This window comes from Pseudoalteromonas shioyasakiensis, from assembly GCF_022398475.1.
GTDB lineage: Bacteria > Pseudomonadota > Gammaproteobacteria > Enterobacterales > Alteromonadaceae > Pseudoalteromonas.
Genome location: NZ_JAKEVM010000001.1, coordinates 14,900 through 39,976, shown reverse-complemented (window position 1 = coordinate 39,976; position 25,077 = coordinate 14,900). Strand labels below are relative to the sequence as shown.

Sequence of the window (25,077 nt, the reverse complement as noted above, 5' to 3'; positions counted from 1 at the left end):
ATACAACTAGTTACCTTAAATAAACCTGCTTGGTAAGATATTTTTTCTTAATATTCGCAAGCTGTATTTCTGCTTGATTACCTATAAGCTGTAACAACAAGCCATGCGCTATTTCCCTTTCGCCCAACTTCGATTTAACAACAACTTCTTTACCAATTGCACCTTGCAACCTCGGTTTAGGAAAACTCGCTTTAGTAACGGGTTTAAGCCCCTCGTTTTCAACAAACAAATTTAGACAATGCTGCTTAGCGGCACTGATCCAGTCATCATGGGATTTAACAATATCAACGTTATTTAGAAAGTGTATCAAAGCGCTATTTCGACTACTAAATTCGCTCGAAACATCAGACATATTTTTCACTTGTGCCCACTTACGAATAACAACGTACTTGCCTTGCTTGAGCCTAGCTAAACTCGTAGACGCCCCCGTCATCCTGCTATACCATTCAATTCTGTAACAAGAAGAGCCTAAGCTATGAAGAAGAATAGTCGTATTGCCAAACTCCTTAGTACTTCCCTCAATAACACTCATTTTCAATCCATTAAGCATAAGTAAATTAGATTTAAAGGATATACAGAACAAGCCGTTATAATAATGAGTGACTTTCTTAGTGTGGCTAAGAAAAATTCCTAGTTTGCAGAGAATGGTTAAACAACTGAAGAGTGCCCTCTTGATAATAAAGAGCAAACAATTTCGATTTGGTTTGAGGGTTTCGAAAACATGGCTCTTTTAGAAAACAAAAAGCCTCGGTAAATACCAAGGCTCTTGTATAAGTTGGTGAATCAGCCAATAAGCCGCTGTTTTGTATGCGCGGAGTGGATTTTCTTAATTTTGTGTCCATGTAGATAGCAAAAAGCCCCGCATTGCTGCGAGGCTTTTTATGTAATTTAGTGAGTCAGCCAATAAGCCGGGTTCTGTCGTGGATAATCATTCGTCTAGGCCATAAATTGCTCTATGGCTCAAGCAACCTACCCGGTTCCAACGTGGGCCACGCCATAAGGAACCCTATTTGGTCTTGCTCCGGGTGGAGTTTACCTTGCAACCAACTGTTACCAGTGGCCCGGTGCGCTCTTACCGCACCCTTTCACCCTTACCAACCGAAGTTGGCGGTCTCCTCTCTGCTGCACTTGTCGTAGGCTCGCGCCCCCCAGCCGTTAGCTGGCACCCTGCCCTGTGGAGCCCGGACTTTCCTCCCCCTGCGCATTTTCGTTGCAGGCAGCGATTATCTCGGCTGACTCGGCGCGCAGTATACCTGAGCGCGCACGTCTATGCAGTAAAGAATTAGCCTTTTTCGTCAATAATTGCTTTATAAAGTGCGTTTTTCTTCAAACCAAAATACTCAGCCACAACACCACAGGCTTTTTTCAGTGGCATTTCGGCTTCGAGTAAACCTAGCATGCGGCGCGCATCTTCTGGAATATCGTCACTTTGCTTTGCTTTACCCGGTAGCATAAGTACGATTTCACCACGCTGCTTAGTGGGATCATCCGTTAAGAACTGTTTTAGCTCGGCAACTGTGCCATTGAAAAAGGTTTCGAAAGTTTTGGTAAGTTCTTTGGCAAACACTACTGGCTGCTCTGCACCGAGTGCTGCTTCTAAATCATCAAGGCTCACCATAATACGGTGGGTACTTTCATACATGATGCTAGTAATACCTGAGTTTACCGCTTCAATGAAAAAGGTCTGCCTTGCTTTACTCTTTGCTGGTGTAAAACCAATAAACTGAAAACGATCTGTTGGTAAACCAGAACAACATACAGCGGTAATTGCAGCACATGCTCCCGGCACTGGCGCGACGTGCGCGCCTTGTTCACGGCATAAATTGACCACCGCATAACCAGGGTCGCTAATAAGTGGCGTGCCGGCGTCAGATACCAGCGCAATGTTCATTCCTTGCTCTAACCAATCTACAATTTGTTGCGCTTTTTGTTTCTCGTTATGGTCATGCAGAGCAAAGGTTTTTGCTTTGATATTAAAGTGGCTTAACAACTTTCCTGTATGACGAGTATCTTCAGCGGCTATTAAGTCAACCTCAGATAGGGTTTGGATGGCACGCTGGCTGATGTCATCAAAGTTACCAATAGGCGTGGCAACAATGTAAAGAGTGCCGATTTTATCTGAATTGTCCTCATTTAACATTGAGGTCTCCTGCGTCAGTCAGTAATATAAGCAAATCGCGTTAACGTATCGGGAAATCATTGTGCGACTTAAACTTGTTAGTCTATTAATTGTATTGTCAGGGTTATCGGCTTGTAGCACAACCGAAAAACCTCGAAATAGTGCAGAAAATCAATCGAGCCAATCGAGTATTGCGCTATCACAGCTAACCGACGCACAATCTATGTACCAAGCGGCGCTAAACCGTCAGGGTGCCGATAAAATCCAGCTTTTATATACTGCACGTGATGCGGCTATCAGTGAAGAGCGCTGGGCACTGCTAGAAAAAATCTGCCTCGAACTTGAAGCAACCCCAAGTGTCGACCAAATTCAAAACAAACTTTACATTGCCCTTGCGCAAGAGCATCAAGGCAAAAGCGACTTAGCTTTAGCTCAGTTACAACAACTTGAGCCTCAGTTAAGCCAGCCAGAGCATCAAGCATGGCATCAATACCTGACTGCGCGCGTTTACGCGTCGCAAGGTATGCCAAAACAAGCAATGCCTTTCTTTTTTAAGGCATCAACACTTAGCAGCGAAAATAACTTTACCGTTGCCAATTTAAACAAAGATTTATGGCAAAACCTAACCCAGCTTTCATCGTACGCACTTGAGCGCTTTAACCGAGGCTCTGTGGTGCAACAAGGTTGGGTTAATTTAGCGCTTTATCATCAAGTGTATTTAGGTGCGCCTGTAGAACTTCACCAAGCAATGAATAACTGGCTGCGTCGCTACCCGGGTCACCCAGCTGCTGAGGTACTACCAAAAAAAGTGACTGAGCTGGTACAAATTGAACCTTTAAATGTGAACCGTTTAGCTGTGCTTATTCCACAATCAGGTGCTAATGAGCGATTAGGTGATGCCTTAAAAGCCGGTGTGCTTGCGGCCTTAGATGGACAGTCATTAGAGCAAACCCTATTTATTGATGAATCACTATCAGCTGCAGAGATCTCACTCAAGCTAAGCGAATTTAATGCTGATTTTGTTATTGGCCCACTACTAAAAAGCAATATCGAAAAGCTTACTAGCGCACAAACACTGGTTGATTACCCGGTAATGCATTTAAACACCTTTGATGGTGAGCGAATTTCACAGCAGCACTTTTTCTTTGCACTAAGCCCTGAGCATGAAGTTCAGCAAGCATTAGAGCGATTTTTAACAGCAGGCTATCAAAAGCCGATGTTGCTAGCCCCTAATAATAGTAACGGTCAGCGTTTAGTTGAACACTTTAATACGCAGTGGCAACGATACAGCGAAGTTAAACCACAAATAGGGTTTTACTCAGGTAAAGATGATATGCCGAAAACCATCACTGGCTTACTTGAAGTAGACCAAAGTAAAGAGCGTATTAAAGTCGTCAAATCATTATTCAAGCAAGAAGTAGAAAGTGAAACCCGCTCACGCAGCGACATTGACGTGATTTATATTTTAGGTGATGCCACCGAAACACGCTTAATCAAGCCTTATTTAGACGTTAATGTGAGTACCTTCGCAGATAGAATCCCGCTTTATGCCAGCTCAAAAAGCCACAGTAAACAAATTGATAGAACCGATAAAGGCGACCTAGATGGCCTTTATTTTACGGAACTACCTTGGATGCTTGACGGTCAAATTCAGCAACACAATTTACGCCAACAGTACGAAAGCTTATGGCCAGAAAACGCTGATATAAGCCAGCGCTTATTTGCCATGGCGTTCGATGCAGCCAGTATGCTCGGTGATGTAAAACAACTGAGTATGGTACAAGGCAAACGCTTTAGTGGTATCAGTGGTCAATTAAGCATTGCTAGTAATGGCTATGTTACACGCACCCTAGATTGGGCACAGTACAAGAATAAGAAAATCATTGCGGTTGATTTAGCGACTGAGCAACCAGTCCCGCTATTTATGCAATCTGCTATTGGGATTAATGCCGCTGAATAACCTTTTTTAAAACGTAGTATTAGCTCAAGGATGAAGCTATGTCGTGGTTTAATCAATTGTGGCAAAATAGCCGCGAGAAAGGCCTGTATTACGAACATCAGGCAGAACAGTATTTAATACAACATGGCTTAAAAGCCATTGAGCGCAATTACTTATGCAAGTACGGCGAGCTCGATTTAATAATGCGTGACGGGCAAACACTGGTATTTGTAGAAGTAAAATTTAGAAAAAACACCCTGCGTGGTGGTGCAAACTATGCGCTCAGCAAACAAAAGCAGCAACGATTAAGGCGCACGATTAGCCATTATCTTGCCGAGAAAAAGATCTCAAACCAGGCTATGCGGATAGATTATGTCGCTATAACAGGTGAGCTTAACAGCACCCTAAACTGGTTTAAAAATGTTTACTAACGCCGTTTGGCGTCGGCTTAATTTGGTAGGTTATGCAAGAAACGATAAAAAAAATCTTTACCGAAAATATTCAAGTTCAAATAGCGGCAGGTGAAGTACTGCCAAGCGCACTTGAATCGGCAGCGTTCACCATTGCACAAAGTCTTATTAACGGCAATAAACTGCTGTGTTGTGGCACTCCTAGCTGCCACATGTTGGCACAGCATATGGCTGGGCTGTTAATTAACTTTTATGAAACCGAGCGCCCATGCCTACCCGCAGTTGCGCTTGCACAAGATCAAGTTAACTTAGGCTCAGCCGCAAATAATGATGAGCACGAAACCTTTGCACGACAAATTCGTGCATTTGCACAGCAAGGCGACCTTTTATTAGCAATTGCTGTCAATGGTAATGAAAAGCAGATTATCTCAGCCGTTGAAGCGGCACTGACCCGTGATATGAAAGTGATTGTGCTTGTTGGTGATGATGGTGGTGAATTAGTTGGCTTACTTGGCCCAAATGATGTTGAAATTCGTGTTCCATCCAAACGCCCAAGCCGTATTGTTGAGTCACACTTAGTGAATTTACACTGCCTCAGTGAGCTTATCGATTTAACCTTATTCCCACAGGAAGAAAATTAATGTTTAAACAGTCTTTACTAGTATTTGGTACCGTTTTATTGCTGCAAGGCTGTGCAGCTGCCGTTGTCGCCGGTACTGCAGGCGCTGTAACTGCTGCGAATGATCGCCGCACGATTGGTTCACAAATCGACGATAACAACATCGAAATTAAAAGTTCTATTGCTATCAGCGAAAATGAGCGCCTACATAAATTTGCTAACGTTAACGTCATTAGCGTTAATGGCATTGTGCTTATGATTGGCCAAGTTGCTAACGCAGAAATGAAAGACGAAGCACAACGCGCTATTGAAGGCGTTGATGGCATTCGTAAAATCCACAACCAAATTCGCATTGGTTCAAATATTGGTATGAGTACGCAAACGCACGACTCTTGGTTAACTTCTAAAGTGAAAACGCAATTGCTCACCACAGAAAGCATCAGCAGCAATAACATCAAAGTCGTAACAGAGAATGGCGAAGTCTTTTTAATGGGCTTAGTGAGCGACTCTGAAGCGAATTTAGCGGTTGATGTAGCACGTAACGTATCAGGCGTTGAACGTGTTATTAAAGTGTTTGAATATCTGTAACGCTAAATAGTTAATTAATAATAAAAAACCCGCTAAATAGCGGGTTTTCTTTTGTCTGACTAAGGTTACTTAATCACTCGTAAGTGAGCACCTTTTTTCTTCTCTGGTTTAGCAGGTGGTTCATCATCTGGCGTAATATCGTCAGGTGTTTCAACACTTTCTAATACCGGAGTAAAATCGTCTTCGTCCTCGATGAATTCTTCTGCAGTAAATACAGTCCCTTCACCATTCTCACGTGCATAAATTGCGAGCACAGCACCCATAGGTACGTACACTTGCATTGGTTGGCCACCAAAGCGCGCATTAAAGCTAAGCTGTTGGTTGTCCATTGCAAATTGTGTTACCGCTGATGGGCTAATGTTCAAAACGATCTGACCGTCTTGCACAAACTGTGTTGGTACTTGTACAGCAGGAAAATCAGCGTTAACCACTAAGTGTGGTGTGCACTGATTATCAACAATCCAATCAAAGAAAGCGCGTAGTAAATAAGGACGATTAGGCGTCATTATAAACGGATCTCACGCTCTGCTTCAGTTAGTGAAGCTTGGAATGATTCACGCTCAAATAAACGCAACATGTATTCTTTAAGCTCTTTCGCGCCTGCACCATTAAGCTCAATGCCAAGCTCAGGTAAACGCCAAAGTAGTGGTGCTAAGTAACAATCAACTAAGCTGAACTCTTCACTCATGAAGTAAGGTGCTTCAGAGAAGATTGGTGCAATTGCAAGTAACGCTTCTGTAAGCTCTTTACGTGCTTGCGCAGCTTCGCTGCTACCGCTAGTGATTTTGTTAGCTAGGCTATACCAATCCGTGTCGATACGATGCATCATCAGACGACTACGGCCACGCATAACCGGATAAACTGGCATTAGTGGAGGATGAGGGAAACGTTCATCAAGGTATTCCATGATGATGTTTGCCTGATATAAACCAAGCTCACGATCGATCAGTGTTGGTACTGTACCGTAAGGGTTAATCTCATGAAGTGCTTCTGGCAGGTTATCCTTTTCAGCCAGGTGAATGTCAACACTTACACCTTTTTCAGCAAGTACGATACGTACTTGATGGCTATACATACAGTTAGCACCAGAAAACAGGGTCATTACAGGGCGCTTATTGGCAGCTACGGCCATGCCTACCTCCATTATATTACAAAAACAGCAATAGGGGCTTAAGCCCCTATCACAAAACTACCTTTCAAAATGCCCAGGATTAGTGAACATCTCTCCAGTATTCTTTCTTCAGCATGAATGCCAAGATAAATAGAATCACTAGGAAACCAATTACCTTAAGACCTAACGCTTCTGACTCTAAACGTGACGGCTCGCCAACGTAAGCTAAGAAGTTAGTTAAGTCACGAGCAGCACGATCGTACTCGTCAACACTCATTTCACCAGAACCATCTGTTTCAACGCCAACAACTTTAGTCACAGTGTGACCATGTTCTTCCACTTCTTCAGTGATTGGTGTTGGTAAACCTTGTAGTTCTTGAAGAACGTGTGGCATACCTACCGATGGGAAAACAACGTTGTTTACGCCAAACGGACGAGACTCGTCTTTATAGAATGACTTCAGATAAGTGTAGATCCAGTCAGTACCACGAACTCGCGCAACAAGCGTAAGATCCGGTGGCGCTGCGCCAAACCATTTAGCTGCGTCATCTTTATCAATCGCATTTTTGATGTGGCTACCTACTTTTGAGCCATCAAAAATTAATTGCTCTTGACCAATCTCAGTTGGAATACCGATATCGCGGAACGTACGCTCATAACGTTGATACTGCATTTGGTGACAACCAAGACAGTAGTTCATGAACAATTTAGCACCGCGCTGTAAAGATGCGTTATCTTTAAGGTCAATGTTCGCATCCATTAAAGGAACCGAAGGACCTGCTGCCATTGTCAACGATGGCAACAATGCGAATAAACCGATAATTAGCTTTTTCATCATTTCGTCAACCTCGTTGGTAATGGCTTAGTTTTCTCATTCTTGCTGTAAACAAATAACAATACGAAGAACATGAAGTATGTCACAGTCGTGATTTGTGATAACAGCGTTTTGAAATCAGTTTGTGGTGTAGCACCAACCCAACCCAAGATAACGAAAGTTACCACGAATTGTGCGATGTTTAACTTGTGTAAACCACAACGATAACGAATAGAGCGAACCGAACCACGGTCAATCCAAGGTAGTAACGCAAGCACTACGATAGATGCACCCATCGCCACAACACCCATTAACTTGTTAGGGATTGCACGTAGGATTGCGTAGAATGGCGTAAAGTACCAAACTGGGAAAATGTGCTCTGGTGTTTTCAGCGGGTTAGCTGCTTCGAAGTTTGGCGCTTCTAGGAAGAAACCATTCATCGCAGGCATAAAGAATACAACCCAACAGAATAAGATTAAGAAACCAACCACACCCACAATATCTTTTACTGTGTAGTAAGGGTGGAACGGGATTGCATCAACAATGTCTTTCTTGTTGGTGTAATACTCGTGGAATTTGAATTTAGGCTTATCTTCTTCAGCTACAGTGCCTTTCTTACGCTTAATTTCAACACCATCAGGGTTGTTTGAACCCACTTCGTGTAGTGCAACAATGTGTAAGAATACTAAGATAACGATTACTAAAGGTAATGCAATTACGTGTAGTGCAAAGAAGCGGTTAAGCGTAGCACCAGAAATTACGTAGTCACCACGGATCCAAAGCGTTAAGTCATCACCAATAACCGGAATCGCACCGAATAGTGAAATGATTACCTGTGCACCCCAGAAAGACATTTGTCCCCAAGGTAGTAAGTAACCCATGAAAGCTTCTGCCATAAGCGCTAAGAAGATGAACATACCGAATAACCACAGTAATTCACGTGGTTTTTGGTAAGAACCGTAGATCATGCCACGGAACATGTGCAGGTATACAACGATAAAGAACGCTGATGCACCTGTTGAGTGAAGGTAACGAAGTAACCAACCGTATTCAACATCACGCATGATGTATTCTACCGATGCGAAAGCACCTTCAGCAGATGGTACGAAGTTCATTGTTAACCAGATACCAGTTACGATTTGGTTAACAAGTACTAACATGGCTAAAGAGCCAAAGAAGTACCAGAAGTTAAAGTTTTTTGGTGCTGGATACTGTGCAATATGCATGTTCCAAACACGTGTCATTGGAATACGATCGTCGATCCAACCAATAATTTTACCAAACATTACGCCACTCCTTTTTCTTCACCGACTAGAATAGTCGTGTCATCAAGGAAGGTATACGGAGGAATTTCTAGATTTAATGGTGCAGGTACAGATTGGAATACACGACCAGCCATATCAAATTTAGAACCGTGACACGGACAGAAGAAACCGTCGTCTGTGCCCTCTACTTTCTCACCAAAGCCACCTTGTAGGAAGCTAGGAGAACAACCTAAGTGCGTACAAATACCAACAGCAACGAAAATTTCAGGACGTTGCGAACGATATTCATTGGTTGATGATTCAGGTTGTTGAGGCTCTTCAGACGCAGGATCACGAAGTTGACCTTCATGTTCTTTCATCTGTTCAAGCATTCTTGGTGTACGATTAATAACCCAAACAGGTTTTCCTCGCCACTCAACACGTATTAATTGTCCTGGCTCAAGCTTGCTGATATCTACTTCTACAGGCGCACCCGCAGATTTAGCTCGCTCACTTGGATTCCAAGACGCAATAAAAGGAACAGCAGCCCCAGCCGCACCAACACCACCAACAACAGAGGTAGCTATGGTTAAAAAGCGACGTCGGCCATTGTCTACAGGCGCATTGCTCATCCACTTATCTCCACTATGATTCCCAACACTTGCCATATTGAGAACATCAGTTACAGCAGGTTAATTTTTAGAAATTTCAAAATAGACGCGATCATAATTAAAACCCTTGATTAAAACAAGGTTATTCACAGTCTCATGCTCGAATAAACCCTATTTAATGAATTATTAATTTAGGTTAGCTCGAGTATGAAGCCGCTGGTTATGATAACGCATATAAAAAAACAATATACTGACCAAGATCAACCTCACTAAGAGGAAACAGAATTCTGCATTAGCTGTTGTTGAACTCACTCACATTACTTGCCCCCCAATTGTAGCAAAAAATTTCATCAATTAACTGATGGATTTAAGCTAATTTTGCTAAATCTTGAAGTTTTTTTACTGTAATACGTACTAATTATTATCAGTGGTCAAATATCGAACGAAAAAAGGTAGGGTTTTGCGCTTCAGCTAGATGCGAGATGCGAGATGCGAGAAGTATATGGGAATATTAAGCCTTGGCAAGAACTTGTTCATTCAAGCAGTGAGCCCTCTCTCGTTCAGCTAAAAACTGACGGCTTAAAGCTGACAGCTCTGAAAAACAAAAAACCCAGCCGAAGCTGGGTTTTTGGTATTCTGATAAACGTAAATATTAACGTTTTGAGAATTGTGGACGCTTACGTGCTTTCTTAAGACCCACTTTCTTACGCTCAACTTTACGTGCATCACGTGTAACGAAACCTGCTTTACGAAGTGTAGGACGTAGAGACTCGTCAAACTCCATAAGTGCACGAGTGATACCGTGACGGATAGCACCAGCTTGACCAGTAGTACCACCACCTGAAACAGTGATGTGTAGGTCAAACTTTTCAGTCATTTCTACGTGCTCTAATGCTTGACGAACAACCATGCGAGCAGTCTCACGACCGAAGTACTCTTCTAGAGAGCGCTTGTTGATTACGATGTTACCAGTGCCTGGGCGTAAGAATACGCGAGCACTTGAACTTTTACGACGACCTGTACCGTAGTATTGATTTGCCATGATAGTGCTCCTTAAATGTCTAGAACCTGAGGCTGTTGTGCAGCATGGTTGTGCTCAGTACCTGAGTAAACTTTAAGTTTACGGTACATTGCGCGGCCTAAAGGACCACGTGGCAACATGCCTTTAACAGCTTTTTCGATGATCATTTCAGGCTTTGCAGCTTGAAGCTTGTCGAAAGTAGTAGACTTAAGACCACCTGGGAAACCAGTATGAGCGTAGTACATTTTGTCTTTTGCTTTATTACCAGTAACAGTAACTTTCTCAGCGTTGATAACGATGATGTAATCACCAGTATCTACGTGAGGAGTGTATTCAGCTTTATGCTTACCGCGTAGGCGACGAGCGATTTCAGTAGCGATGCGACCTAAAGTTTTACCTTCAGCGTCAACTACGTACCAGTCACGTTTTACTGTTTCTGGCTTAGCAACAAACGTTTTCATTTATTAAAATCCAATGTTTTTTAATTAAAACCACAGGTAATTATTATTAATTACCGCTCTAAGTTGAATGCTTTAACCCCTTCGAGTTTAAGACTTTGAGCCATCAATTAGAGGCTAAACTAATATCTGGCAATAGAACGCAACGTGGCAGACGCGGGAGTATACCAGCACTTGAACCACATTGCTATATGATGGTTGTTTTTTATTCGAGAAAATCAGCTATCAGCTATCAGCTATCAGCTATCAGCTATCAGCTATCAGCTATCAGCTATCAGCTATCAGCTATCAGCTATCAGCTATCAGCTATCAGCTATCAAAAACATAAAACCAGAGAAATAAATGTAAAGCTATTGTGGTTAAAAACATAAAAACTAAACCACTATCTCGATCAGCTAAAAACTGACGGCTGAAGGCTGACAGCTCTACTACGCTAGATGCTCTTTTGCTAAATACTCTAGCGATTGCATTTCTTGTAGTCGGCTAATACAACGCTTAAATTCAAAATTTAAGTTACCTTCGCTATATAGCTCGGTTATTGGCTTTTCAGCAGAAATAATCAGCGTTACATGACGCTCGTAGAATTCATCCACTAACGCGATAAAACGACGTGCGGCATCATCATTGGCTTGGCCTAATGATTTTACGTTAGACAAAATCACCGTGTTATAAAGTCGGCTTATTTCCATGTAATCAACTTGGCTGCGGGCTGTTTCACATAGTTCACTAAACTCAAACATAGCAATACAGTCAGACACTTTACGGGTTTTGATCATCCGCCCTTCAATTTCAATTTCTTTATCGAGCACACCCGGCTCAGGTGACAACTTATCGAAGTATTCAAATAAATTATCATCAGCTTGCTTATCAAGCGGACTATGGAAAATTTCGGCTTGCTCAAGGGTACGTAAGCGATAATCAACCCCCGAATCAACATTAACAATTTCGGTATTGGCTTTTACCAGTTCTATTGCTGGTAAGAAACGCGCACGTTGTAAACCGTTTCGATATAGCTCATCAGGCACGATGTTTGATGTCGCAACCAGCACAATACCGCGTTCAAATAATGCTTCCATCAAACCACCTAGTAGCATTGCATCAGTGATATCTTGCACAAAAAATTCATCGAAACAGATAATGTCTGTTTCTGATTTAAAGATATCTGCAACCACATTTAATGGATTACTGGTATTTTTTAACTTTTTCAGCTCATCATGCACGCGATGCATAAAACGGTGAAAGTGCACACGCATCTTACGATCAGTAGGTAAAGCTTCGTAGAAAGTATCAACTAAATAGGTCTTACCTCTACCTACTCCACCCCAAAAATACAGCCCTTTTATACTTGGCGTGCTATCTTTAGAGAATAGTTTGGCAAACCACCCCTTCGCGGCCGGTTTGTCTGCCGTTAGGTCATCATAGAGTCTTTGCAAATGGCGCACTGCATTTTCTTGCGCTGCATCATGTACAAAGTCTTCACGTTGTAAATCTTGTTGGTATTTCTGCCAAGGAGTCATAGGTCGTTACAATAAAACACAGTTAAATTTGCACAGTATATTAACACGCATCGTATCTCAGGGTATATTAGCCCGCAGTATGATTTCACAATCAAATTAAGCATATTTTAATAATGATTGGACTATAAATGCTTTTAAAGCATTTGTTTTTGTTATTTTTTCCCAAAGGGGTAGATTTATGGGCACAATTACCTGGATAGGTATTCTAATCATCGTTGCAATTTCAGCATTCTTCATTGGTGCTTTTGTAACCAAAAAACAATTTAAGCAAGACGAACTAGAACAACAAGTCGAGCAAGCTAACAATGCGCTTGAACAATATCGTCAAGATGTAGCTGATCATCTAGCGAGCACAGGTAAGCTAGTATCTAAAATGAAAGATAACTACGACCAGCTACTGAACCATGTAGAAGAAACAAATAAACTACTACTTGCTGATAAAAAACAGCATCCAAATGAGCCGTTCTTTTCTAAAGAAACGACTGAGCAATTACAAAACTCATTACAAGACCGCAGAGGCGATCGTTCAAGTGCCGAAGCTCAGCCTGCTGACTATGTTGTTGGTGAAACGGGCTTGTTCACTGGCTCAGAGAAAGTTTCAGAACATTCTAAAGCCTCTTGATGAACTTTTTTTTGACCCCATAGTCTTTAGATATAACAGCTTTATATCTAAACCAAGAAAAGGGCTGCTTATGCAGCCCTTTTTAGTTTTTGCTTTATCTCTGAAGTGGAGTAAACCCAGACTATGAAAATGAAATTATCTGTTATCAGTGCTGCTATTTTATCTTCTAGCTTATTATTAAGTCCTGCAATTTCAATGGCAAAACTTCCTGTTGCTGTAAATGGTCAACAATTGCCAACCCTAGCACCTATGCTTGAACAGATCACACCGGGAGTGGTGAGTATTCAAGTGTCAGGCTCTAAAGAAGTTCGCCGCCGTGCGACTCCTTTTGATGACTTTTTTGGTGTTCCTCGTGGTGGCAGTCAAAAGCGTGAATTTAGTGGCCTAGGCTCAGGTGTGATCATTGATGCAGACGAAGGTTACGTGGTAACCAATAACCATGTTATCGAAGATGCCGAAAAAATGGTGGTGACCTTAGAAGATGGTCGCGAATATGAAGCAACTAAAATCGGTAGCGACAAAGAATCAGATATTGCCTTATTGCAAATTGATGCAGAGGACTTAACCGCGCTTAAAATTGCCGATTCGGATCAGTTACGTGTAGGTGATTTTGCTGTTGCCATTGGTAATCCATTTGGTTTAAGTCACACAGTAACATCAGGTATCGTCAGTGCCCTTGGCCGTAGCGGTTTAAATATAGAAGGTTATGAAGACTTTATTCAAACCGATGCAGCTATCAACCAAGGTAACTCAGGCGGCGCGTTAGTTAACCTTAATGGTGAGCTGATTGGTATCAACACCGCTATCTTAGGTGCATCTGGCGGTAACGTGGGCATTGGCTTTGCAATTCCATCTACTATGATGAAAAACCTTGTTGACCAAATTATCGAACACGGCGAAGTACGTCGCGGTTCGCTAGGTATTTCGGGTCGCCCACTTGATGCAGGCCTTGCTAAAGCACAACAACTCGACGTGAAGCAAGGCGCTTACGTTATGCAAGTAATGGATGATACCGCAGCAAGTAAAGCGGGTATCAAAGCCGGTGATGTAATTATTAGCGTTGATGGCACCGAAATTAGTGGCTTCCATGAACTACGCAGTAAAATTGCTACACTTGGTGAGGGCAAAAAAGTAAAACTGGGCATTTACCGAGATGGCAAAGTTAAAACTGTTAATGTCACGCTCGATGGTGCATCAGCCACAACTGCCGCAGGCGAAGAGACACACCCAGCTTTCCAAGGTGCAACATTAGAAAACACTCAGAAGAGTGATGGTAAAGGTGTTGAAGTAACCGGCGTGCAAGCACGTTCTCCTGCTGCTCGCGTTGGCCTTGAAGAAGGTGACGTGATCATGCAAGTTAACCGTCAACGCGTTGAAACAATTCGCGACATGAATAAGATCATCGAAAATACCAAAGGTAACATCGTACTAGGTGTTAAGCGCGGTAGAGAGCTTATTTTCGTACTGATCCAGTAAACCTAGTTGATAAATCATGAAAAAATAACAGCGGTGCTTGCCGCTGTTATTTTTTTTGTGCCATCATTAAGGGATTGCTCACTGATAATAAGAATACTGTGCTAAAACTTTTTAAATTTATCCTTCCTCCGCTTTTCACCGGTTTAGGCATTGCCTTTTTAGTGGTGTTATTTAGCCCAAGCCTTCGTACCACACTGTTACCAGATATGAATTTACCTGCGGCGATATCATCAGAGCACATGAGCTTTGCTGATGCAGTGCAAAAAGCAGCACCGTCGGTTGTTACTATTTTTTCAGAAAGCATTTCCAATCAACCGCGCTATAAACGCCAAAACACCGTTCAAGCTCTTGGCTCTGGTGTGATCATGACCCAAGACGGCTATATTCTGACTAACTACCATGTAATTAAAAATGCCGATCTCATTATCGTCACGCTGGCTGATGGCCGTCGCTTTTATGATGTACAAGTGATTGGTTTTGATACTCAAACAGATTTAGCGCTATTAAAGATCAGCGCTGAGCATTTACCAAAAATTCCAGTAAATGATAAATTTAAGCCACGTGTTGGTGATGTTGTTTTAGCGATTGGAAACCCGCTTAACTTAGGCCAAACCATTACCCAAGGTATAATCAGTGCGACGGGTAAACAAAACTTAATCGATAGCCCTTACAGCAGCCTGTTACAGATGGATGCTGCGATTAACGTAGGTAACTCAGGTGGCGCGTTAGTCAATTCACGAGGTGACTTAGTCGGTATTACCTCGGCACAATTTAAAACTCATGAAAATCTCGATATTCAGGGTATCTTTTTTGCGGTACCTTACTCGATTGCCAAAGATGTGATGGATAAGCTAATCAAACATGGTCGTGTCGTTCGTGGCTATTTAGGCTTCAGTGGCACAGGTATTGATAGCACGGGCAAAGATGTAAGCGATAGCTTTACACCTGTTGCAGGCATGCGTATTTCTCAACTTGATCCATTTGGCCCAGCTTGGAAAGCAGGCATCAGAGAAACTGACATTGTAATCAAAATTGGCGGTATTCCTGTAGCCAACCCACAACAAGTGCTCGAGAAACTTGCGAATACAGAACCAGGTAAAGAGCTTGAATTTGAGATTTACCGCGATGGTAAAGTCTTAAAAGTGATGGTAACTGTTGCTGAACTCGAAGACGAGCAGTAGTTACTGAAACAACACAGATATAAAAAAGGCCTAACTGATGTTAGGCCTTTTATATAAGTCTTAGCGATTAGCTTGAACGACGCTTGATATTGGCACCTAGAGCACTCAACTTATCTTCAATGCGTTGATAACCACGATCTACGTGATAGATGCGGTCAACAATAGTCTCACCTTGAGCAACGATGCCAGTAAGAATCAGACTTGCCGAGGCACGTAAATCAGTTGCCATTACCTGTGCGCCCGATAAGCTTTCGGTATCCCCACAAATTGCTGTATTACCTTCTAAGCGAATGTTTGCGCCCATACGCTGTAACTCAGGCACGTGCATAAAACGGTTTTCGAAAATCGTTTCTGTGATGGTTGCACTGCCCTTCGCTACCACATTTAAAGCTGTAAATTGCGCTTGCATATCGGTAGGGAAACCCGGGTGTGGCATAGTCTTAATATTAACCGCTTTTAGTTCGCGGCCACGCATATCAAGGTAAATGCTGTTATCAGTGACTTCAACCAAGGCATTGGTAGCACGCAACTTTTCAATCACAGGATCAAGACTATGGTGGTCTGTATTTTTACAAAGCACTTCACCGCCAGCCATTGCCGCCGCAACCAAGAAAGTGCCTGTTTCAATGCGATCAGGAAGAATGCTGTACTCACAACCCGATAGTGACTCAACCCCTTCAATTTCGATACGGCTAGTGCCTGCACCGCTGATCTTCGCACCCATCGCAATTAAGCAATTAGCAAGATCGGTAATTTCAGGTTCGCGAGCTGCATTTTCAAGTACTGTTTTACCGTCAGCCAGCGTTGCTGCCATCAGTAAGTTTTCTGTTGCGCCAACACTGACCATCTCCATAAAGATTTCAGCGCCTTTTAAGCGACCATCAACCTTTGCGTTGATGTAACCATTTTCAACCTTGATGATAGCGCCCATGCGCTCAAGACCTTGAATATGGATATCAACTGGGCGAGCACCAATTGCACAACCACCAGGCAGTGATACTTGCGCTTCACCAAAACGGGCAACTAAAGGACCTAATGCAAGTACTGAGGCACGCATTTGCTTTACCAGATCGTACGGTGCAAGCGTTTTATCAACCGTCGCACCATCAATGATTAGCTTGTCTTGCTGCCACTCTACATTTGCACCCAGTGTTTTTAACAAGGCTTCTGTGGTGCCAATATCGCGTAAACGAGGAACATTACTAAAGGTACTTTTGCCCTGCCCTAAAAGCGCAGCAAAAAGAATTGGAAGAGCGGCATTTTTAGCGCCAGAAATAGTGACTTCACCTGCCAGCGAGGTGCCACCTTGAATAACAAATTGATCCATTAGGAGGCCCTGCGACTATTGAGGTAAAATAAATTTTTGTTCGCGTTTCCATTCAGTCGGTGTGAACGCTTTAATAGATACAGCGTGGATTGTACCGTCTGAGATTGTTGACATTAACGGAGCATAAACCAACTGTTGCTTCTTCACGCGAGATAAACCATCAAAACACTCACCAACAGCAATCACTTCGTAGTGGCTACCATTTGCTTTAACAATCACTTCATCTAGTTTTAGTTCGTCGCGTAATAACGTTTCGACTTGGCTTGTTTCCATAAATCTCACTCAAATAAGTTTGTGACCTGACCCAATTGCATTAAATTTTGCAATTGTTCAGGGCTATTTTGCAGTTCAAGGTGAATACCTTGCTGCTTTAATTCTGCGAAAGAGTGAATTAACCAAGCTAAGCCCGCTGTGTCAACCCTAGATAGCCCAGAAAGGTCAAAATACCATGTTTTATGGCTAGAATCTGGCTTGGCGTTCAGAAGGCGTTCACGGCCAATTGAATTTCGAGTCAGTTCGCCACTGACTCGAAACTGGTTATCTTCAAGTTGAGTAATCTCGACTTTACTCATCGCCACCATCACCTCTAAATTGCACTGGCAGTTGGCTCTTCTGCTCTAGTAAGTCACTTACATAATCTAGACCATGTTGGCGTAAAATACCTTGTAATTCACTTTGTTTAGCATCAAGCAAACTAATACCTTCTGCGATCATATCGTACGCGCCCCAGTCACCACTGCGGTCTTCACGTACTTTAAAGTCGATTCTGATATCAGGTTTACCGGCTTCAACAATCTTAGTTTTAACAACCACCACATCTTGGCCTTTGAAAGGCTGAGGCGGAGCAAACTCAACGCTTTGATTAGTGTATTGAGTAAACACACCTGCGTAAGTAGCAATTAAATACTTTTGAAAAACCTCAATGAAGCGTTGTAACTCTTTAATCGCTTTCGCTTTTTCCTCTTTATCTTCGATAGCACGCACCTTTGACACGTGATTACCTAGTACGCGCAGTGCAGCATACTTGTAGTCAATGTAAGGCATTAGCTCTTCTTCTACAATAACGCGAAGATGCTCTTTGTCTTTCGCGATAAGAGGTTGGTCTTTGGTAATACGTGCAAAAGTATTATCTGACACTGTACGAACCATTTTGTACGGGTCTTTTAAATCAACCTTAGGTTCAGCGGCTTGTGCGTTTAGGCTAAACAGCACAGCAATACATAATAAAAACTTCTTAAACATAATTATTCACCACCCTGGTTGAATAAGAACTGACCGATTAACTCTTCTAAAACAAGCGCTGATTTTGTATCAGTAATGTAGTCACCATCTGCAAGCGCTTTGCTTTCAACACCAAATAGATCATCTAGATCTGTATCATGCTCACTTGCTGTTACATCTTCACCCATACAGCGTTGCTCAGCAGATTCAGGGGCAATAACAGGGTTAATGCCTAAGTACTGCTCACCTAAAATACCTGATGTCAAAATAGAGATTGATGTTGTGTCTGAAAACTTACATAAGTAATTTGCATCAATCGCCATATTTACCACAGGCACAAACTCTTTTGGGTGAATAAAGATTGATTCAACTCGGCCAACAACTACACCACCTACTTTAATCGGCGCACGTGCTTTTAAAGAACCAATGTTTTCAAACTTTGCGTTCAGTTGGTAAGTCTCACCACTACCACTAATGCCGGCATTCGCAACTTTAAATGCTAATAATGCAAATGCAGCGATACCAAGGGCTACAAAAAAGCCAACTAATATTTCTAATTTCCGTGAATTCATCTTTATACCCTAATTAGCTGGTAAACATTACCGCTGTTAAAATAAAGTCAAAACCTAATACTGCCAATGACGAGTGCACAACGGTTTCTGTTGTCGCTTTACTGATCCCCTCAGATGTAGGAACACAGTCATAGCCTTTGTAAAGTGCAATCCAGGTCACAATCATGGCGAATACAAAACTCTTAATCATGCCGTTCACAATATCTTGTTGAAACGACACTTGCGCTTGCATGATTGACCAGAAGCTTCCTGAATCAACACCAAGCCAATCAACACCCACTAAATGAGCGCCGATAATAGCAACCGCAGAAAATATTAATGCAAGTAATGGCATACTGATAAAACCAGCCCAAAAACGCGGTGCAATAATGCGTTTAAGTGGATCAATCGCCATCATTTCTAAACTTGATAATTGCTCGGTTGCTTTCATTAAACCAATTTCAGCAGTAAGTGCACTGCCGGCGCGGCCTGCAAACAGTAACGCAGTTACTACAGGGCCTAACTCCCGTAATAAGCTCAATGCCACTAAAGGCCCTAAGCTATCTTCAGCACCATAGCCTACTAATACGGTGTAACCCTGCAGGGCGAGCACCATACCGATGAATAAGCCTGACACCATAATGATTAAAAGAGATTGCGAGCCCACCATATATAATTGGCGAACAAGTAAAGGCGTGCCTTTTTTGAAGTTCGGCACATTAACGAGTGCACCAAACAGCATCTGAGTTGAACGACCAAGCGCGGCAAAGCGCCCTAATGTTTTGTGACCTAACTTCTGGAATAGATCAAGCATTATGCACTCCTAGTAATTCATCATCATACGCAGGAGCTGGGAAATGGAATGGTACAGGACCATCCGATAAACCATTTAAGAACTGTTGCACAAGCTCAGATTCATGGTTTTGCATTTGCTCTGGTGAACCTTCGCCTATCACCCCTTGATCAGCAATGATGATCACGTGATCAGCAATGCTCATCACCTCTGTTACATCATGGGTCACAATAAGTGATGATAAACCTAGCACCTCATTCAGTGATTTTATTAGCTTAACTAACACACCCATAGAGATAGGGTCTTGGCCAGCAAATGGTTCATCGTACATAATAAGCTCTGGATCAAGAGCAATTGAACGCGCTAAAGCAGCACGGCGAGCCATACCACCAGAAAGCTCAGACGGCATTAAGTCTTGCGCACCACGTAAACCGACAGCTTGTAATTTCATTAAAACGACAAGACGAATTAAATCTTCGCTGAGTTGAGTATGCTCGCGCAAAGGAAAGGCGATATTGTCAAACACTGACATATCGGTAAATAAAGCGCCACTTTGAAACAGCATACTCATTTTGGTGCGGGCAGCATAAAGTTCCTTGCGAGTCATGCCAGGAATGCTGTTGCCTTCAAATAAAATGTCACCAGAATCAGGCTTAAGCTGACCGCCAATTAAGCGTAACATGGTGGTTTTACCAATGCCGCTTGGTCCCATGATAGCGGTAATCTTGCCTTTCGGAATGTTAAAACTCATATTTTTATATATGATTCTATCGCCCCGTGAAAAGGTTACATCCTTGATTTCTACTATTGATTGCGACAAGTCGCTCTCCATAACGTTTTTCACTAGTTTTGCCATTTTAAGGGTTTTTTAGTCAAGATGGAAAAAACAAATCGTAAAATTTTGTAATATTTTCTATCAATAAATTCTAAAGCTAGCTGCAAAGAGCTTAACGACACCTGAAATTTAGTTTCCTTGCTAAGCACGCTTTATGCTCGCCAGCCCATTCTTTTACTTATACTTTCAGGTTCGCTTTTGTTACTATTTGCAGTCATCTGTATAAGTAATGTTGGCGTATCACAATGGTGACTTCTTTTGTCATTTTAATTATTGGTTTTGCTGCACTCGTTTGGAGTGCCGATCGGTTTGTTTATGGGGCGGCTGCACTCGCAAAAAATATGGGGATCCCCACCCTAATCATTGGTTTAACCGTTGTTGCTATGGGCTCATCAGCCCCTGAAATGATGGTATCTGCATCGGCAGCACTTGCTGATAAAACAGATACTGCGGTAGGTAATGCGGTCGGCTCTAACATTACTAACATCTTACTTGTACTTGGTGTCACAGCTTTACTACGCCCTCTTTCAGTATCTTCAATGACACTTAAACGCGAAATGCCACTGGTACTGTTAATCTCAGTAGCCGCTTGGTATGTGTTCTCAGATAACTATTTTTCGTTCGCTGAAGGCATTGCCTTGATGATTGCTTTTGCTGTGTTTATTGGTGGTTTAGTTATTGTTTCTCTGCGTGCTAAAAACCAAGATGACCCATTCGTCAGCGAAGCATGTGAAGATGTTCCGAATGATGTCAGTACCAAATCTGCCGTATTTTGGTTAGTCATCGGCATGATTTTATTACCAATTAGTTCACACTTTTTAGTTGAATCAGCCGTTGATATTGCGAAATATTTTGGTCTATCAGACCTTGTAATAGGTTTAACCATAATTGCTATTGGTACCAGCCTACCAGAGCTGGCAGCCTGTATTGCTGGGGTATTAAAGAACGAAGACGATTTAGCGCTCGGGAATATCGTTGGCTCAAACATTTTCAATTTACTCGCCGTATTACCACTTGCAGGTATTATCAATCCGTCAATTATTGACCCTTCTGCGGCAAACCGCGATGCACTTATCATGATTGCAGCAACGATTGTGTTGATTGCCATGTCATTGAACTTTAAAGGTGCTCGTCGTATCAATAGAGTAGAAGGTGGCTTCTTGTTAGTCGCATTTATTGCATATCAGGGCTATATTTTCAGCCAAGTAGGATAATTAATGACACAACCTAGCTTTATCGCGCAGGGTAAGCGCGTACTCGAAATTGAAGCACAAGCTTTACAAGAAATTGAGCAATATATAAATCAAGATTTCGATAGCGCTTGCCAATTAATGTTCCAATGTACAGGTCGTATTATTGTGATTGGTATGGGCAAGTCAGGCCACGTTGGTAATAAAATTGCGGCGACCCTTGCAAGTACTGGCACACCTGCATTTTTTGTTCACCCTGGCGAAGCAAGCCACGGTGATTTAGGCATGATCACCCGTGATGATGTGGTGATGTGTATTTCGAACTCAGGTGAGACCAGCGAAGTACTCAGCATTATCCCTGTTATTAAGCGCATTGGCGCAAAGATGATTTCACTAACAGGCAACCCAGACTCAACCATGGCAAAACTGTCTGATGTTCATGTGTGCATTAAAGTAAGCCAAGAGGCATGTCCGTTAGGCCTTGCGCCAACTGCAAGTACTACTGCAACCTTGGTTATGGGCGATGCAATGGCGGTTGCATTACTTGAAACCCGTGGTTTCACAGCCGATGACTTTGCGCTTTCACACCCGGGTGGCAGCTTAGGTAAACGTTTATTGCTTACATTAGATGATGTGATGCACGCAGGCGACGCCACACCAATCGTTAGCGAAACCCAAAGCATTAAAGACGCACTAATCGAAATGTCAGCCAAAGGCCTTGGTATGACCGCTGTAATCGGAGCAGACAAAAAGTTAGTCGGATTATTCACTGATGGTGACTTACGCCGTATTTTAGAACAGCGCATCGATATCCATAGCACTGCAATTAGCCAAGTGATGACCCGTTCATGTACAACTGCTCGCCCTGACATGCTTGCAGCCGAAGCTTTAAACATTATGGAACGTAAACGTATCAATGGTTTAATTGTGGTAGATCAAAGTAATACGCCAATTGGTGCCCTTAATATGCAAGACCTATTAAAAGCAGGAGTTCTCTAAGCAATGACATTCGCCGAGCTATACCAGCCTCTTAGCCCTGATGTGAGTCAGCGCGCACAAAAAGTAAAATTGCTAATCTGTGATATAGATGGTGTTTTTTCTGATGGCCGAATTTATTTAGGTAATGATGGCGAAGAGCTTAAAGCATTTAATACTAAAGATGGCTTTGGTATTAAAGCGCTCATTAATAGTGGCTTTGAAGTGGCAGTGATTACTGGCCGCCATTCACAAATAGTTCAGCAGCGAATGACTAGCCTAACAGTTCAGCACATTTATCAGGGACAAGAAGATAAGCTGATTGCTTATCAAGAGTTAAAAGATAAACTGGGGCTGACTGATGAACAAATTGCCTATATTGGTGATGATGGTCCAGACTTACCAGTAATGGAAAAAGTAGGGTTTGCTGTTGCTGTAAACGACGCACACCCACTGATTAAAAAGCTGGCTCATTACACCACATTATTACCAGGTGGCTTTGGAGCTGTGCGTGAATTAACTGATTTACTGATGTTAGAAAACGGTAAGCCGTTAACTAGCGATGGAACCAGCGCATGAATATAGCCCGTATTTTACTGAGTATTGTTTTTGTTTGTTGCATGGTGTGGTTATGGTACCCGTACTTTAACCAATCAACAGACACAATAACTAGTGAAGACGAGATCATCGCAACACCTGATTACACTGCTGTGGCGTTAAAGCAAACAGCGTATGATGAGCAAGGCAAAATTAGTCATAAAGTGGCTGCTGCTAAAATGGAGTTGTATCAACAATTAGGGTTTACCTTTTTTGAGCAACCTATTTTTACTATTTATGGCGACCAGCAGGTTTGGCAAGTAAAAGCCAAAGAAGCCACATTGTATGAAAACGATCAGCTGATTTTTGAAGGGGATGTAGTTGCTAAAAACTTAACCCACAACGGCATGATTGAAGATATAAAAGCAGAAAACATTAATGTCGATATTGATAAAATGACCATGTTTTCTAAGCAACCTGTGACACTAACAGGACCGAATTTAAAGATTACCGGTAAAGGCTTAAAAGCCGATTTAAAAACCGAAATTGTTGAGTTAACTAACCATACACGAACCATATACTATGACCAATAAACTGAAGAAATTACTCCTGATCCCAAGCTTATTGATTGCCTTTTCGGGCGCAGCTGCCGAACAAACAGGCGCTCAGATTAGCATTAGCTCAGATCGCCAAATAGGTAAACTAAAAGATGGCGTTGGCATATTCGAAGGTAACGTAGAGATCGTGCATGGTAATCGTCGTATTACCGCTGAACGCCTTGAAGCACACGGCGGTGACACCGAAGGTACAGTAGAGTTAATTATTGCCACAGGTAAGCCTGCTTACTTCGAAGAAAAGCAAACTGATGGCACCGTGATGAGCGCCAGCGCCGAAGAAGTTAGTTATGATGTTGCAAAACGCTTCTTAACCTTAAATGGTGAAGCTGAAGTTACTCAAGCAGGTCAAAAAGTAACAGCAAAAAGCATTACCTATGATATGGCACAGCAGCTGATCAGTGCTGAAAAAGACGAAAACTCAACAGATCGTGTACACACTATTTTAGTGCCTGTTGAAAATAAAAAAGATAATAAAGGCCAACCATGAGCACATTAAAAGCAGAGCTTTTAGCTAAAAGCTACAAAGGCCGCCAAGTGGTTAAAAATGTCGGCCTTGAAGTTGAAGCGGGCAGCATTGTTGGCTTGCTTGGCCCAAATGGTGCAGGTAAAACCACCACCTTCTATATGATTGTAGGCTTAGTACCTAGCGACAAAGGTAAAATCAGCATTGATGATAACGATATTACCCTTTTGCCAATGCACAATCGTGCCCGCTTAGGTATCGGCTATCTGCCACAAGAATCGTCAATTTTTCGAAAGTTAACGGTTTACCAAAACTTGATGGCTATTTTAGAAACCCGTAAAGATCTAAACAAAGCAGGTCGCGAAGAAACACTTAATAGCTTACTCGATGAATTTAGTATTCAACACATTCGTGACAGCCAAGGTATGGCGCTGTCAGGTGGTGAGCGACGCCGTGTAGAAATTGCTCGCGCATTAGCCGCTAATCCTAAATTTATCCTTTTAGATGAGCCTTTTGCTGGTGTTGATCCAATTTCAGTGTTAGATATAAAGAAAATTATTGAGCACCTAAAAAATCGTGGTATCGGTGTACTAATTACTGACCATAATGTTCGAGAAACCCTTGATGTTTGTGAAAAAGCCTACATTGTTTCTCATGGGGAGCTAATTGCATCAGGCACACCTGAGCACGTATTAGCAGACCAAACTGTACGCGATGTATATCTAGGCGAGCAATTCAGGCTGTAACCATTACGCCAGCGACTAGAGCATCTGCTAGACTTATAACAATGACAATAAATCGATAACTGTGTTTTTACAGTTATCGATAACTTAAAAAG

The 25,077-nt window shown here is 42.3% G+C and carries 30 protein-coding genes and 1 other RNA gene; 13 read left to right on the top strand and 18 right to left on the bottom strand.

The genetic code is table 11. The annotated features are described in order from the left end of the window. Positions 1 to 10: 10 nt before the first annotated feature. The 3 genes from L1D51_RS00235 to rsmI form a co-directional block, all read right to left on the bottom strand. Positions 11 to 532, bottom strand: coding sequence for a hypothetical protein (locus tag L1D51_RS00235; RefSeq protein ID WP_054561081.1), 522 nt, complete (start codon positions 530 to 532; stop codon positions 11 to 13). A 356-nt stretch (positions 533 to 888) separates the two neighbouring features. Next, an RNA gene (rnpB, locus tag L1D51_RS00230) (RNase P RNA component class A) lies at positions 889 to 1,240 on the bottom strand. Positions 1,241 to 1,282: 42 nt separating this feature from the next. Further along, a complete protein-coding gene (gene rsmI, locus L1D51_RS00225) occupies positions 1,283 to 2,140 on the bottom strand; it encodes a 16S rRNA (cytidine(1402)-2'-O)-methyltransferase (RefSeq protein ID WP_239961988.1) in 858 nt (285 codons plus the stop codon). A gap of 61 nt (positions 2,141 to 2,201) precedes the next feature. Between rsmI and L1D51_RS00220 the strand changes: the two genes are divergently transcribed. Genes L1D51_RS00220 through dolP form a run of 4 tightly spaced genes read left to right on the top strand, consistent with a single transcriptional unit; the run spans position 2,202 to position 5,675 of the window. Beyond that, positions 2,202 to 4,079: a penicillin-binding protein activator gene (locus tag L1D51_RS00220; protein ID WP_239961986.1), complete on the top strand. Its 1,878-nt coding sequence runs from the start codon at positions 2,202 to 2,204 to the stop codon at positions 4,077 to 4,079. A 38-nt stretch (positions 4,080 to 4,117) separates the two neighbouring features. Next, positions 4,118 to 4,489, top strand: a complete 372-nt coding sequence (locus tag L1D51_RS00215) for a YraN family protein (RefSeq protein ID WP_239961984.1) — start codon at positions 4,118 to 4,120, stop codon at positions 4,487 to 4,489. Positions 4,490 to 4,521: 32 nt separating this feature from the next. Next, positions 4,522 to 5,109 (top strand): SIS domain-containing protein, encoded by a 588-nt coding sequence (locus L1D51_RS00210; protein ID WP_054561085.1) that lies wholly within the window; start codon positions 4,522 to 4,524, stop codon positions 5,107 to 5,109. Then, positions 5,109 to 5,675, top strand: coding sequence for a division/outer membrane stress-associated lipid-binding lipoprotein (gene dolP / locus L1D51_RS00205; RefSeq protein WP_054561086.1), 567 nt, complete (start codon positions 5,109 to 5,111; stop codon positions 5,673 to 5,675). The genes L1D51_RS00210 and dolP overlap by 1 nt, the downstream gene beginning before the upstream one ends. A gap of 65 nt (positions 5,676 to 5,740) precedes the next feature. Here the strand turns inward: dolP and L1D51_RS00200 are convergent, their stop codons facing one another. From L1D51_RS00200 to zapE, 8 genes are all read right to left on the bottom strand, one after another. After that, entirely contained in the window at positions 5,741 to 6,181 is a 441-nt protein-coding gene (locus L1D51_RS00200; protein WP_239961982.1) for a ClpXP protease specificity-enhancing factor, read from the bottom strand. After that, a complete protein-coding gene (gene sspA / locus L1D51_RS00195; RefSeq protein ID WP_054554181.1) occupies positions 6,181 to 6,807 on the bottom strand; it encodes a stringent starvation protein SspA in 627 nt (208 codons plus the stop codon). Before sspA ends, L1D51_RS00200 begins: the two co-directional genes overlap by 1 nt. A gap of 79 nt (positions 6,808 to 6,886) precedes the next feature. After that, positions 6,887 to 7,624 (bottom strand): cytochrome c1, encoded by a 738-nt coding sequence (locus L1D51_RS00190; protein WP_054554180.1) that lies wholly within the window; start codon positions 7,622 to 7,624, stop codon positions 6,887 to 6,889. Further along, a complete protein-coding gene (locus tag L1D51_RS00185; protein ID WP_054554179.1) occupies positions 7,621 to 8,886 on the bottom strand; it encodes a cytochrome b in 1,266 nt (421 codons plus the stop codon). The genes L1D51_RS00190 and L1D51_RS00185 overlap by 4 nt, the downstream gene beginning before the upstream one ends. Then, a complete protein-coding gene (petA, locus tag L1D51_RS00180; protein ID WP_054554178.1) occupies positions 8,886 to 9,476 on the bottom strand; it encodes a ubiquinol-cytochrome c reductase iron-sulfur subunit in 591 nt (196 codons plus the stop codon). Before petA ends, L1D51_RS00185 begins: the two co-directional genes overlap by 1 nt. A 631-nt stretch (positions 9,477 to 10,107) precedes the next feature. Further along, positions 10,108 to 10,500 carry a 30S ribosomal protein S9 gene (gene rpsI, locus L1D51_RS00175; protein WP_095209788.1) on the bottom strand — a complete coding sequence of 131 codons (393 nt, stop codon included), beginning with the start codon at positions 10,498 to 10,500 and terminating at the stop codon, positions 10,108 to 10,110. Between the two features lie 8 nt (positions 10,501 to 10,508). Beyond that, positions 10,509 to 10,937, bottom strand: coding sequence for a 50S ribosomal protein L13 (rplM, locus tag L1D51_RS00170; RefSeq protein WP_054561088.1), 429 nt, complete (start codon positions 10,935 to 10,937; stop codon positions 10,509 to 10,511). Positions 10,938 to 11,362: 425 nt separating this feature from the next. Next, positions 11,363 to 12,451: a cell division protein ZapE gene (gene zapE, locus L1D51_RS00165; RefSeq protein ID WP_054561089.1), complete on the bottom strand. Its 1,089-nt coding sequence runs from the start codon at positions 12,449 to 12,451 to the stop codon at positions 11,363 to 11,365. A gap of 178 nt (positions 12,452 to 12,629) precedes the next feature. On the opposite strand from zapE, the gene L1D51_RS00160 reads away from it, so the two are divergent. From L1D51_RS00160 to L1D51_RS00150, 3 genes are all read left to right on the top strand, one after another. Further along, positions 12,630 to 13,073, top strand: a complete 444-nt coding sequence (locus L1D51_RS00160) for a Z-ring associated ZapG family protein (protein WP_055020791.1) — start codon at positions 12,630 to 12,632, stop codon at positions 13,071 to 13,073. A 123-nt stretch (positions 13,074 to 13,196) separates the two neighbouring features. Beyond that, complete coding sequence (locus L1D51_RS00155) at positions 13,197 to 14,549, top strand: Do family serine endopeptidase (RefSeq protein WP_054561091.1); 1,353 nt, start codon at positions 13,197 to 13,199, stop codon at positions 14,547 to 14,549. 98 nt (positions 14,550 to 14,647) lie between these two features. Further along, positions 14,648 to 15,730: a trypsin-like peptidase domain-containing protein gene (locus L1D51_RS00150; protein ID WP_054561092.1), complete on the top strand. Its 1,083-nt coding sequence runs from the start codon at positions 14,648 to 14,650 to the stop codon at positions 15,728 to 15,730. Positions 15,731 to 15,797: 67 nt separating this feature from the next. Here L1D51_RS00150 and murA read toward each other — a convergent pair whose 3' ends face one another. The 7 genes from murA to L1D51_RS00115 are packed head-to-tail and all read right to left on the bottom strand — an operon-like array spanning position 15,798 to position 20,454. Further along, positions 15,798 to 17,057 carry a UDP-N-acetylglucosamine 1-carboxyvinyltransferase gene (gene murA, locus L1D51_RS00145; RefSeq protein WP_054561093.1) on the bottom strand — a complete coding sequence of 420 codons (1,260 nt, stop codon included), beginning with the start codon at positions 17,055 to 17,057 and terminating at the stop codon, positions 15,798 to 15,800. 15 nt (positions 17,058 to 17,072) lie between these two features. Continuing rightward, the gene (locus L1D51_RS00140) at positions 17,073 to 17,330 is read right to left on the bottom strand and encodes a BolA family protein (RefSeq protein WP_054554171.1); all 258 of its coding nucleotides are present in this window, start codon (positions 17,328 to 17,330) and stop codon (positions 17,073 to 17,075) included. A gap of 5 nt (positions 17,331 to 17,335) precedes the next feature. Beyond that, positions 17,336 to 17,629 (bottom strand): STAS domain-containing protein, encoded by a 294-nt coding sequence (locus L1D51_RS00135; protein WP_054561094.1) that lies wholly within the window; start codon positions 17,627 to 17,629, stop codon positions 17,336 to 17,338. Further along, positions 17,622 to 18,299, bottom strand: coding sequence for an MlaC/ttg2D family ABC transporter substrate-binding protein (locus L1D51_RS00130; protein WP_055199192.1), 678 nt, complete (start codon positions 18,297 to 18,299; stop codon positions 17,622 to 17,624). The genes L1D51_RS00135 and L1D51_RS00130 overlap by 8 nt, the downstream gene beginning before the upstream one ends. Positions 18,300 to 18,301: 2 nt before the next feature. After that, positions 18,302 to 18,850, bottom strand: a complete 549-nt coding sequence (mlaD, locus tag L1D51_RS00125) for an outer membrane lipid asymmetry maintenance protein MlaD (RefSeq protein ID WP_054561096.1) — start codon at positions 18,848 to 18,850, stop codon at positions 18,302 to 18,304. A gap of 13 nt (positions 18,851 to 18,863) precedes the next feature. After that, positions 18,864 to 19,643: a lipid asymmetry maintenance ABC transporter permease subunit MlaE gene (mlaE, locus tag L1D51_RS00120; protein ID WP_054554167.1), complete on the bottom strand. Its 780-nt coding sequence runs from the start codon at positions 19,641 to 19,643 to the stop codon at positions 18,864 to 18,866. Beyond that, entirely contained in the window at positions 19,636 to 20,454 is an 819-nt protein-coding gene (locus L1D51_RS00115) for an ATP-binding cassette domain-containing protein (RefSeq protein ID WP_082401555.1), read from the bottom strand. Before L1D51_RS00115 ends, mlaE begins: the two co-directional genes overlap by 8 nt. A gap of 248 nt (positions 20,455 to 20,702) precedes the next feature. On the opposite strand from L1D51_RS00115, the gene L1D51_RS00110 reads away from it, so the two are divergent. Genes L1D51_RS00110 through lptB form a run of 6 tightly spaced genes read left to right on the top strand, consistent with a single transcriptional unit; the run spans position 20,703 to position 24,985 of the window. Beyond that, positions 20,703 to 21,671 carry a calcium/sodium antiporter gene (locus L1D51_RS00110; protein ID WP_239961980.1) on the top strand — a complete coding sequence of 323 codons (969 nt, stop codon included), beginning with the start codon at positions 20,703 to 20,705 and terminating at the stop codon, positions 21,669 to 21,671. A gap of 3 nt (positions 21,672 to 21,674) precedes the next feature. Next, the gene (locus L1D51_RS00105) at positions 21,675 to 22,646 is read left to right on the top strand and encodes a KpsF/GutQ family sugar-phosphate isomerase (protein ID WP_239961972.1); all 972 of its coding nucleotides are present in this window, start codon (positions 21,675 to 21,677) and stop codon (positions 22,644 to 22,646) included. Between the two features lie 3 nt (positions 22,647 to 22,649). Continuing rightward, complete coding sequence (gene kdsC / locus L1D51_RS00100; RefSeq protein WP_054561100.1) at positions 22,650 to 23,201, top strand: 3-deoxy-manno-octulosonate-8-phosphatase KdsC; 552 nt, start codon at positions 22,650 to 22,652, stop codon at positions 23,199 to 23,201. Further along, complete coding sequence (gene lptC, locus L1D51_RS00095; protein WP_062566531.1) at positions 23,198 to 23,752, top strand: LPS export ABC transporter periplasmic protein LptC; 555 nt, start codon at positions 23,198 to 23,200, stop codon at positions 23,750 to 23,752. The genes kdsC and lptC overlap by 4 nt, the downstream gene beginning before the upstream one ends. Further along, a complete protein-coding gene (gene lptA, locus L1D51_RS00090; protein ID WP_239961970.1) occupies positions 23,742 to 24,263 on the top strand; it encodes a lipopolysaccharide transport periplasmic protein LptA in 522 nt (173 codons plus the stop codon). The genes lptC and lptA overlap by 11 nt, the downstream gene beginning before the upstream one ends. Beyond that, positions 24,260 to 24,985: an LPS export ABC transporter ATP-binding protein gene (gene lptB / locus L1D51_RS00085; protein ID WP_054561103.1), complete on the top strand. Its 726-nt coding sequence runs from the start codon at positions 24,260 to 24,262 to the stop codon at positions 24,983 to 24,985. The genes lptA and lptB overlap by 4 nt, the downstream gene beginning before the upstream one ends. Positions 24,986 to 25,077 lie beyond the last annotated feature (92 nt).

What these genes read in the sequence shown, in the direction of transcription:
- L1D51_RS00155 (WP_054561091.1), top strand. Translation starts at nt 13,197, where the DNA reads ATGAAAATGAAATTATCTGTTATCAGTGCTGCTATTTTATCTTCTAGC.
- L1D51_RS00140 (WP_054554171.1), bottom strand. Translation starts at nt 17,330, where the DNA reads ATGGAAACAAGCCAAGTCGAAACGTTATTACGCGACGAACTAAAACTA.
- L1D51_RS00105 (WP_239961972.1), top strand. Translation starts at nt 21,675, where the DNA reads ATGACACAACCTAGCTTTATCGCGCAGGGTAAGCGCGTACTCGAAATT.
- lptC (WP_062566531.1), top strand. Translation starts at nt 23,198, where the DNA reads ATGAATATAGCCCGTATTTTACTGAGTATTGTTTTTGTTTGTTGCATG.
- zapE (WP_054561089.1), bottom strand. Translation starts at nt 12,451, where the DNA reads ATGACTCCTTGGCAGAAATACCAACAAGATTTACAACGTGAAGACTTT.
- L1D51_RS00190 (WP_054554180.1), bottom strand. Translation starts at nt 7,624, where the DNA reads ATGATGAAAAAGCTAATTATCGGTTTATTCGCATTGTTGCCATCGTTG.
- kdsC (WP_054561100.1), top strand. Translation starts at nt 22,650, where the DNA reads ATGACATTCGCCGAGCTATACCAGCCTCTTAGCCCTGATGTGAGTCAG.
- rplM (WP_054561088.1), bottom strand. Translation starts at nt 10,937, where the DNA reads ATGAAAACGTTTGTTGCTAAGCCAGAAACAGTAAAACGTGACTGGTAC.
- mlaD (WP_054561096.1), bottom strand. Translation starts at nt 18,850, where the DNA reads ATGAATTCACGGAAATTAGAAATATTAGTTGGCTTTTTTGTAGCCCTT.
- L1D51_RS00130 (WP_055199192.1), bottom strand. Translation starts at nt 18,299, where the DNA reads ATGTTTAAGAAGTTTTTATTATGTATTGCTGTGCTGTTTAGCCTAAAC.
- mlaE (WP_054554167.1), bottom strand. Translation starts at nt 19,643, where the DNA reads ATGCTTGATCTATTCCAGAAGTTAGGTCACAAAACATTAGGGCGCTTT.
- dolP (WP_054561086.1), top strand. Translation starts at nt 5,109, where the DNA reads ATGTTTAAACAGTCTTTACTAGTATTTGGTACCGTTTTATTGCTGCAA.
- L1D51_RS00235 (WP_054561081.1), bottom strand. Translation starts at nt 532, where the DNA reads ATGAGTGTTATTGAGGGAAGTACTAAGGAGTTTGGCAATACGACTATT.
- L1D51_RS00210 (WP_054561085.1), top strand. Translation starts at nt 4,522, where the DNA reads ATGCAAGAAACGATAAAAAAAATCTTTACCGAAAATATTCAAGTTCAA.
- L1D51_RS00135 (WP_054561094.1), bottom strand. Translation starts at nt 17,629, where the DNA reads ATGAGTAAAGTCGAGATTACTCAACTTGAAGATAACCAGTTTCGAGTC.
- L1D51_RS00160 (WP_055020791.1), top strand. Translation starts at nt 12,630, where the DNA reads ATGGGCACAATTACCTGGATAGGTATTCTAATCATCGTTGCAATTTCA.
- rsmI (WP_239961988.1), bottom strand. Translation starts at nt 2,140, where the DNA reads ATGTTAAATGAGGACAATTCAGATAAAATCGGCACTCTTTACATTGTT.
- sspA (WP_054554181.1), bottom strand. Translation starts at nt 6,807, where the DNA reads ATGGCCGTAGCTGCCAATAAGCGCCCTGTAATGACCCTGTTTTCTGGT.
- L1D51_RS00115 (WP_082401555.1), bottom strand. Translation starts at nt 20,454, where the DNA reads ATGGAGAGCGACTTGTCGCAATCAATAGTAGAAATCAAGGATGTAACC.
- L1D51_RS00215 (WP_239961984.1), top strand. Translation starts at nt 4,118, where the DNA reads ATGTCGTGGTTTAATCAATTGTGGCAAAATAGCCGCGAGAAAGGCCTG.
- L1D51_RS00110 (WP_239961980.1), top strand. Translation starts at nt 20,703, where the DNA reads ATGGTGACTTCTTTTGTCATTTTAATTATTGGTTTTGCTGCACTCGTT.
- L1D51_RS00200 (WP_239961982.1), bottom strand. Translation starts at nt 6,181, where the DNA reads ATGACGCCTAATCGTCCTTATTTACTACGCGCTTTCTTTGATTGGATT.
- lptB (WP_054561103.1), top strand. Translation starts at nt 24,260, where the DNA reads ATGAGCACATTAAAAGCAGAGCTTTTAGCTAAAAGCTACAAAGGCCGC.
- lptA (WP_239961970.1), top strand. Translation starts at nt 23,742, where the DNA reads ATGACCAATAAACTGAAGAAATTACTCCTGATCCCAAGCTTATTGATT.
- murA (WP_054561093.1), bottom strand. Translation starts at nt 17,057, where the DNA reads ATGGATCAATTTGTTATTCAAGGTGGCACCTCGCTGGCAGGTGAAGTC.
- L1D51_RS00185 (WP_054554179.1), bottom strand. Translation starts at nt 8,886, where the DNA reads ATGTTTGGTAAAATTATTGGTTGGATCGACGATCGTATTCCAATGACA.
- petA (WP_054554178.1), bottom strand. Translation starts at nt 9,476, where the DNA reads ATGAGCAATGCGCCTGTAGACAATGGCCGACGTCGCTTTTTAACCATA.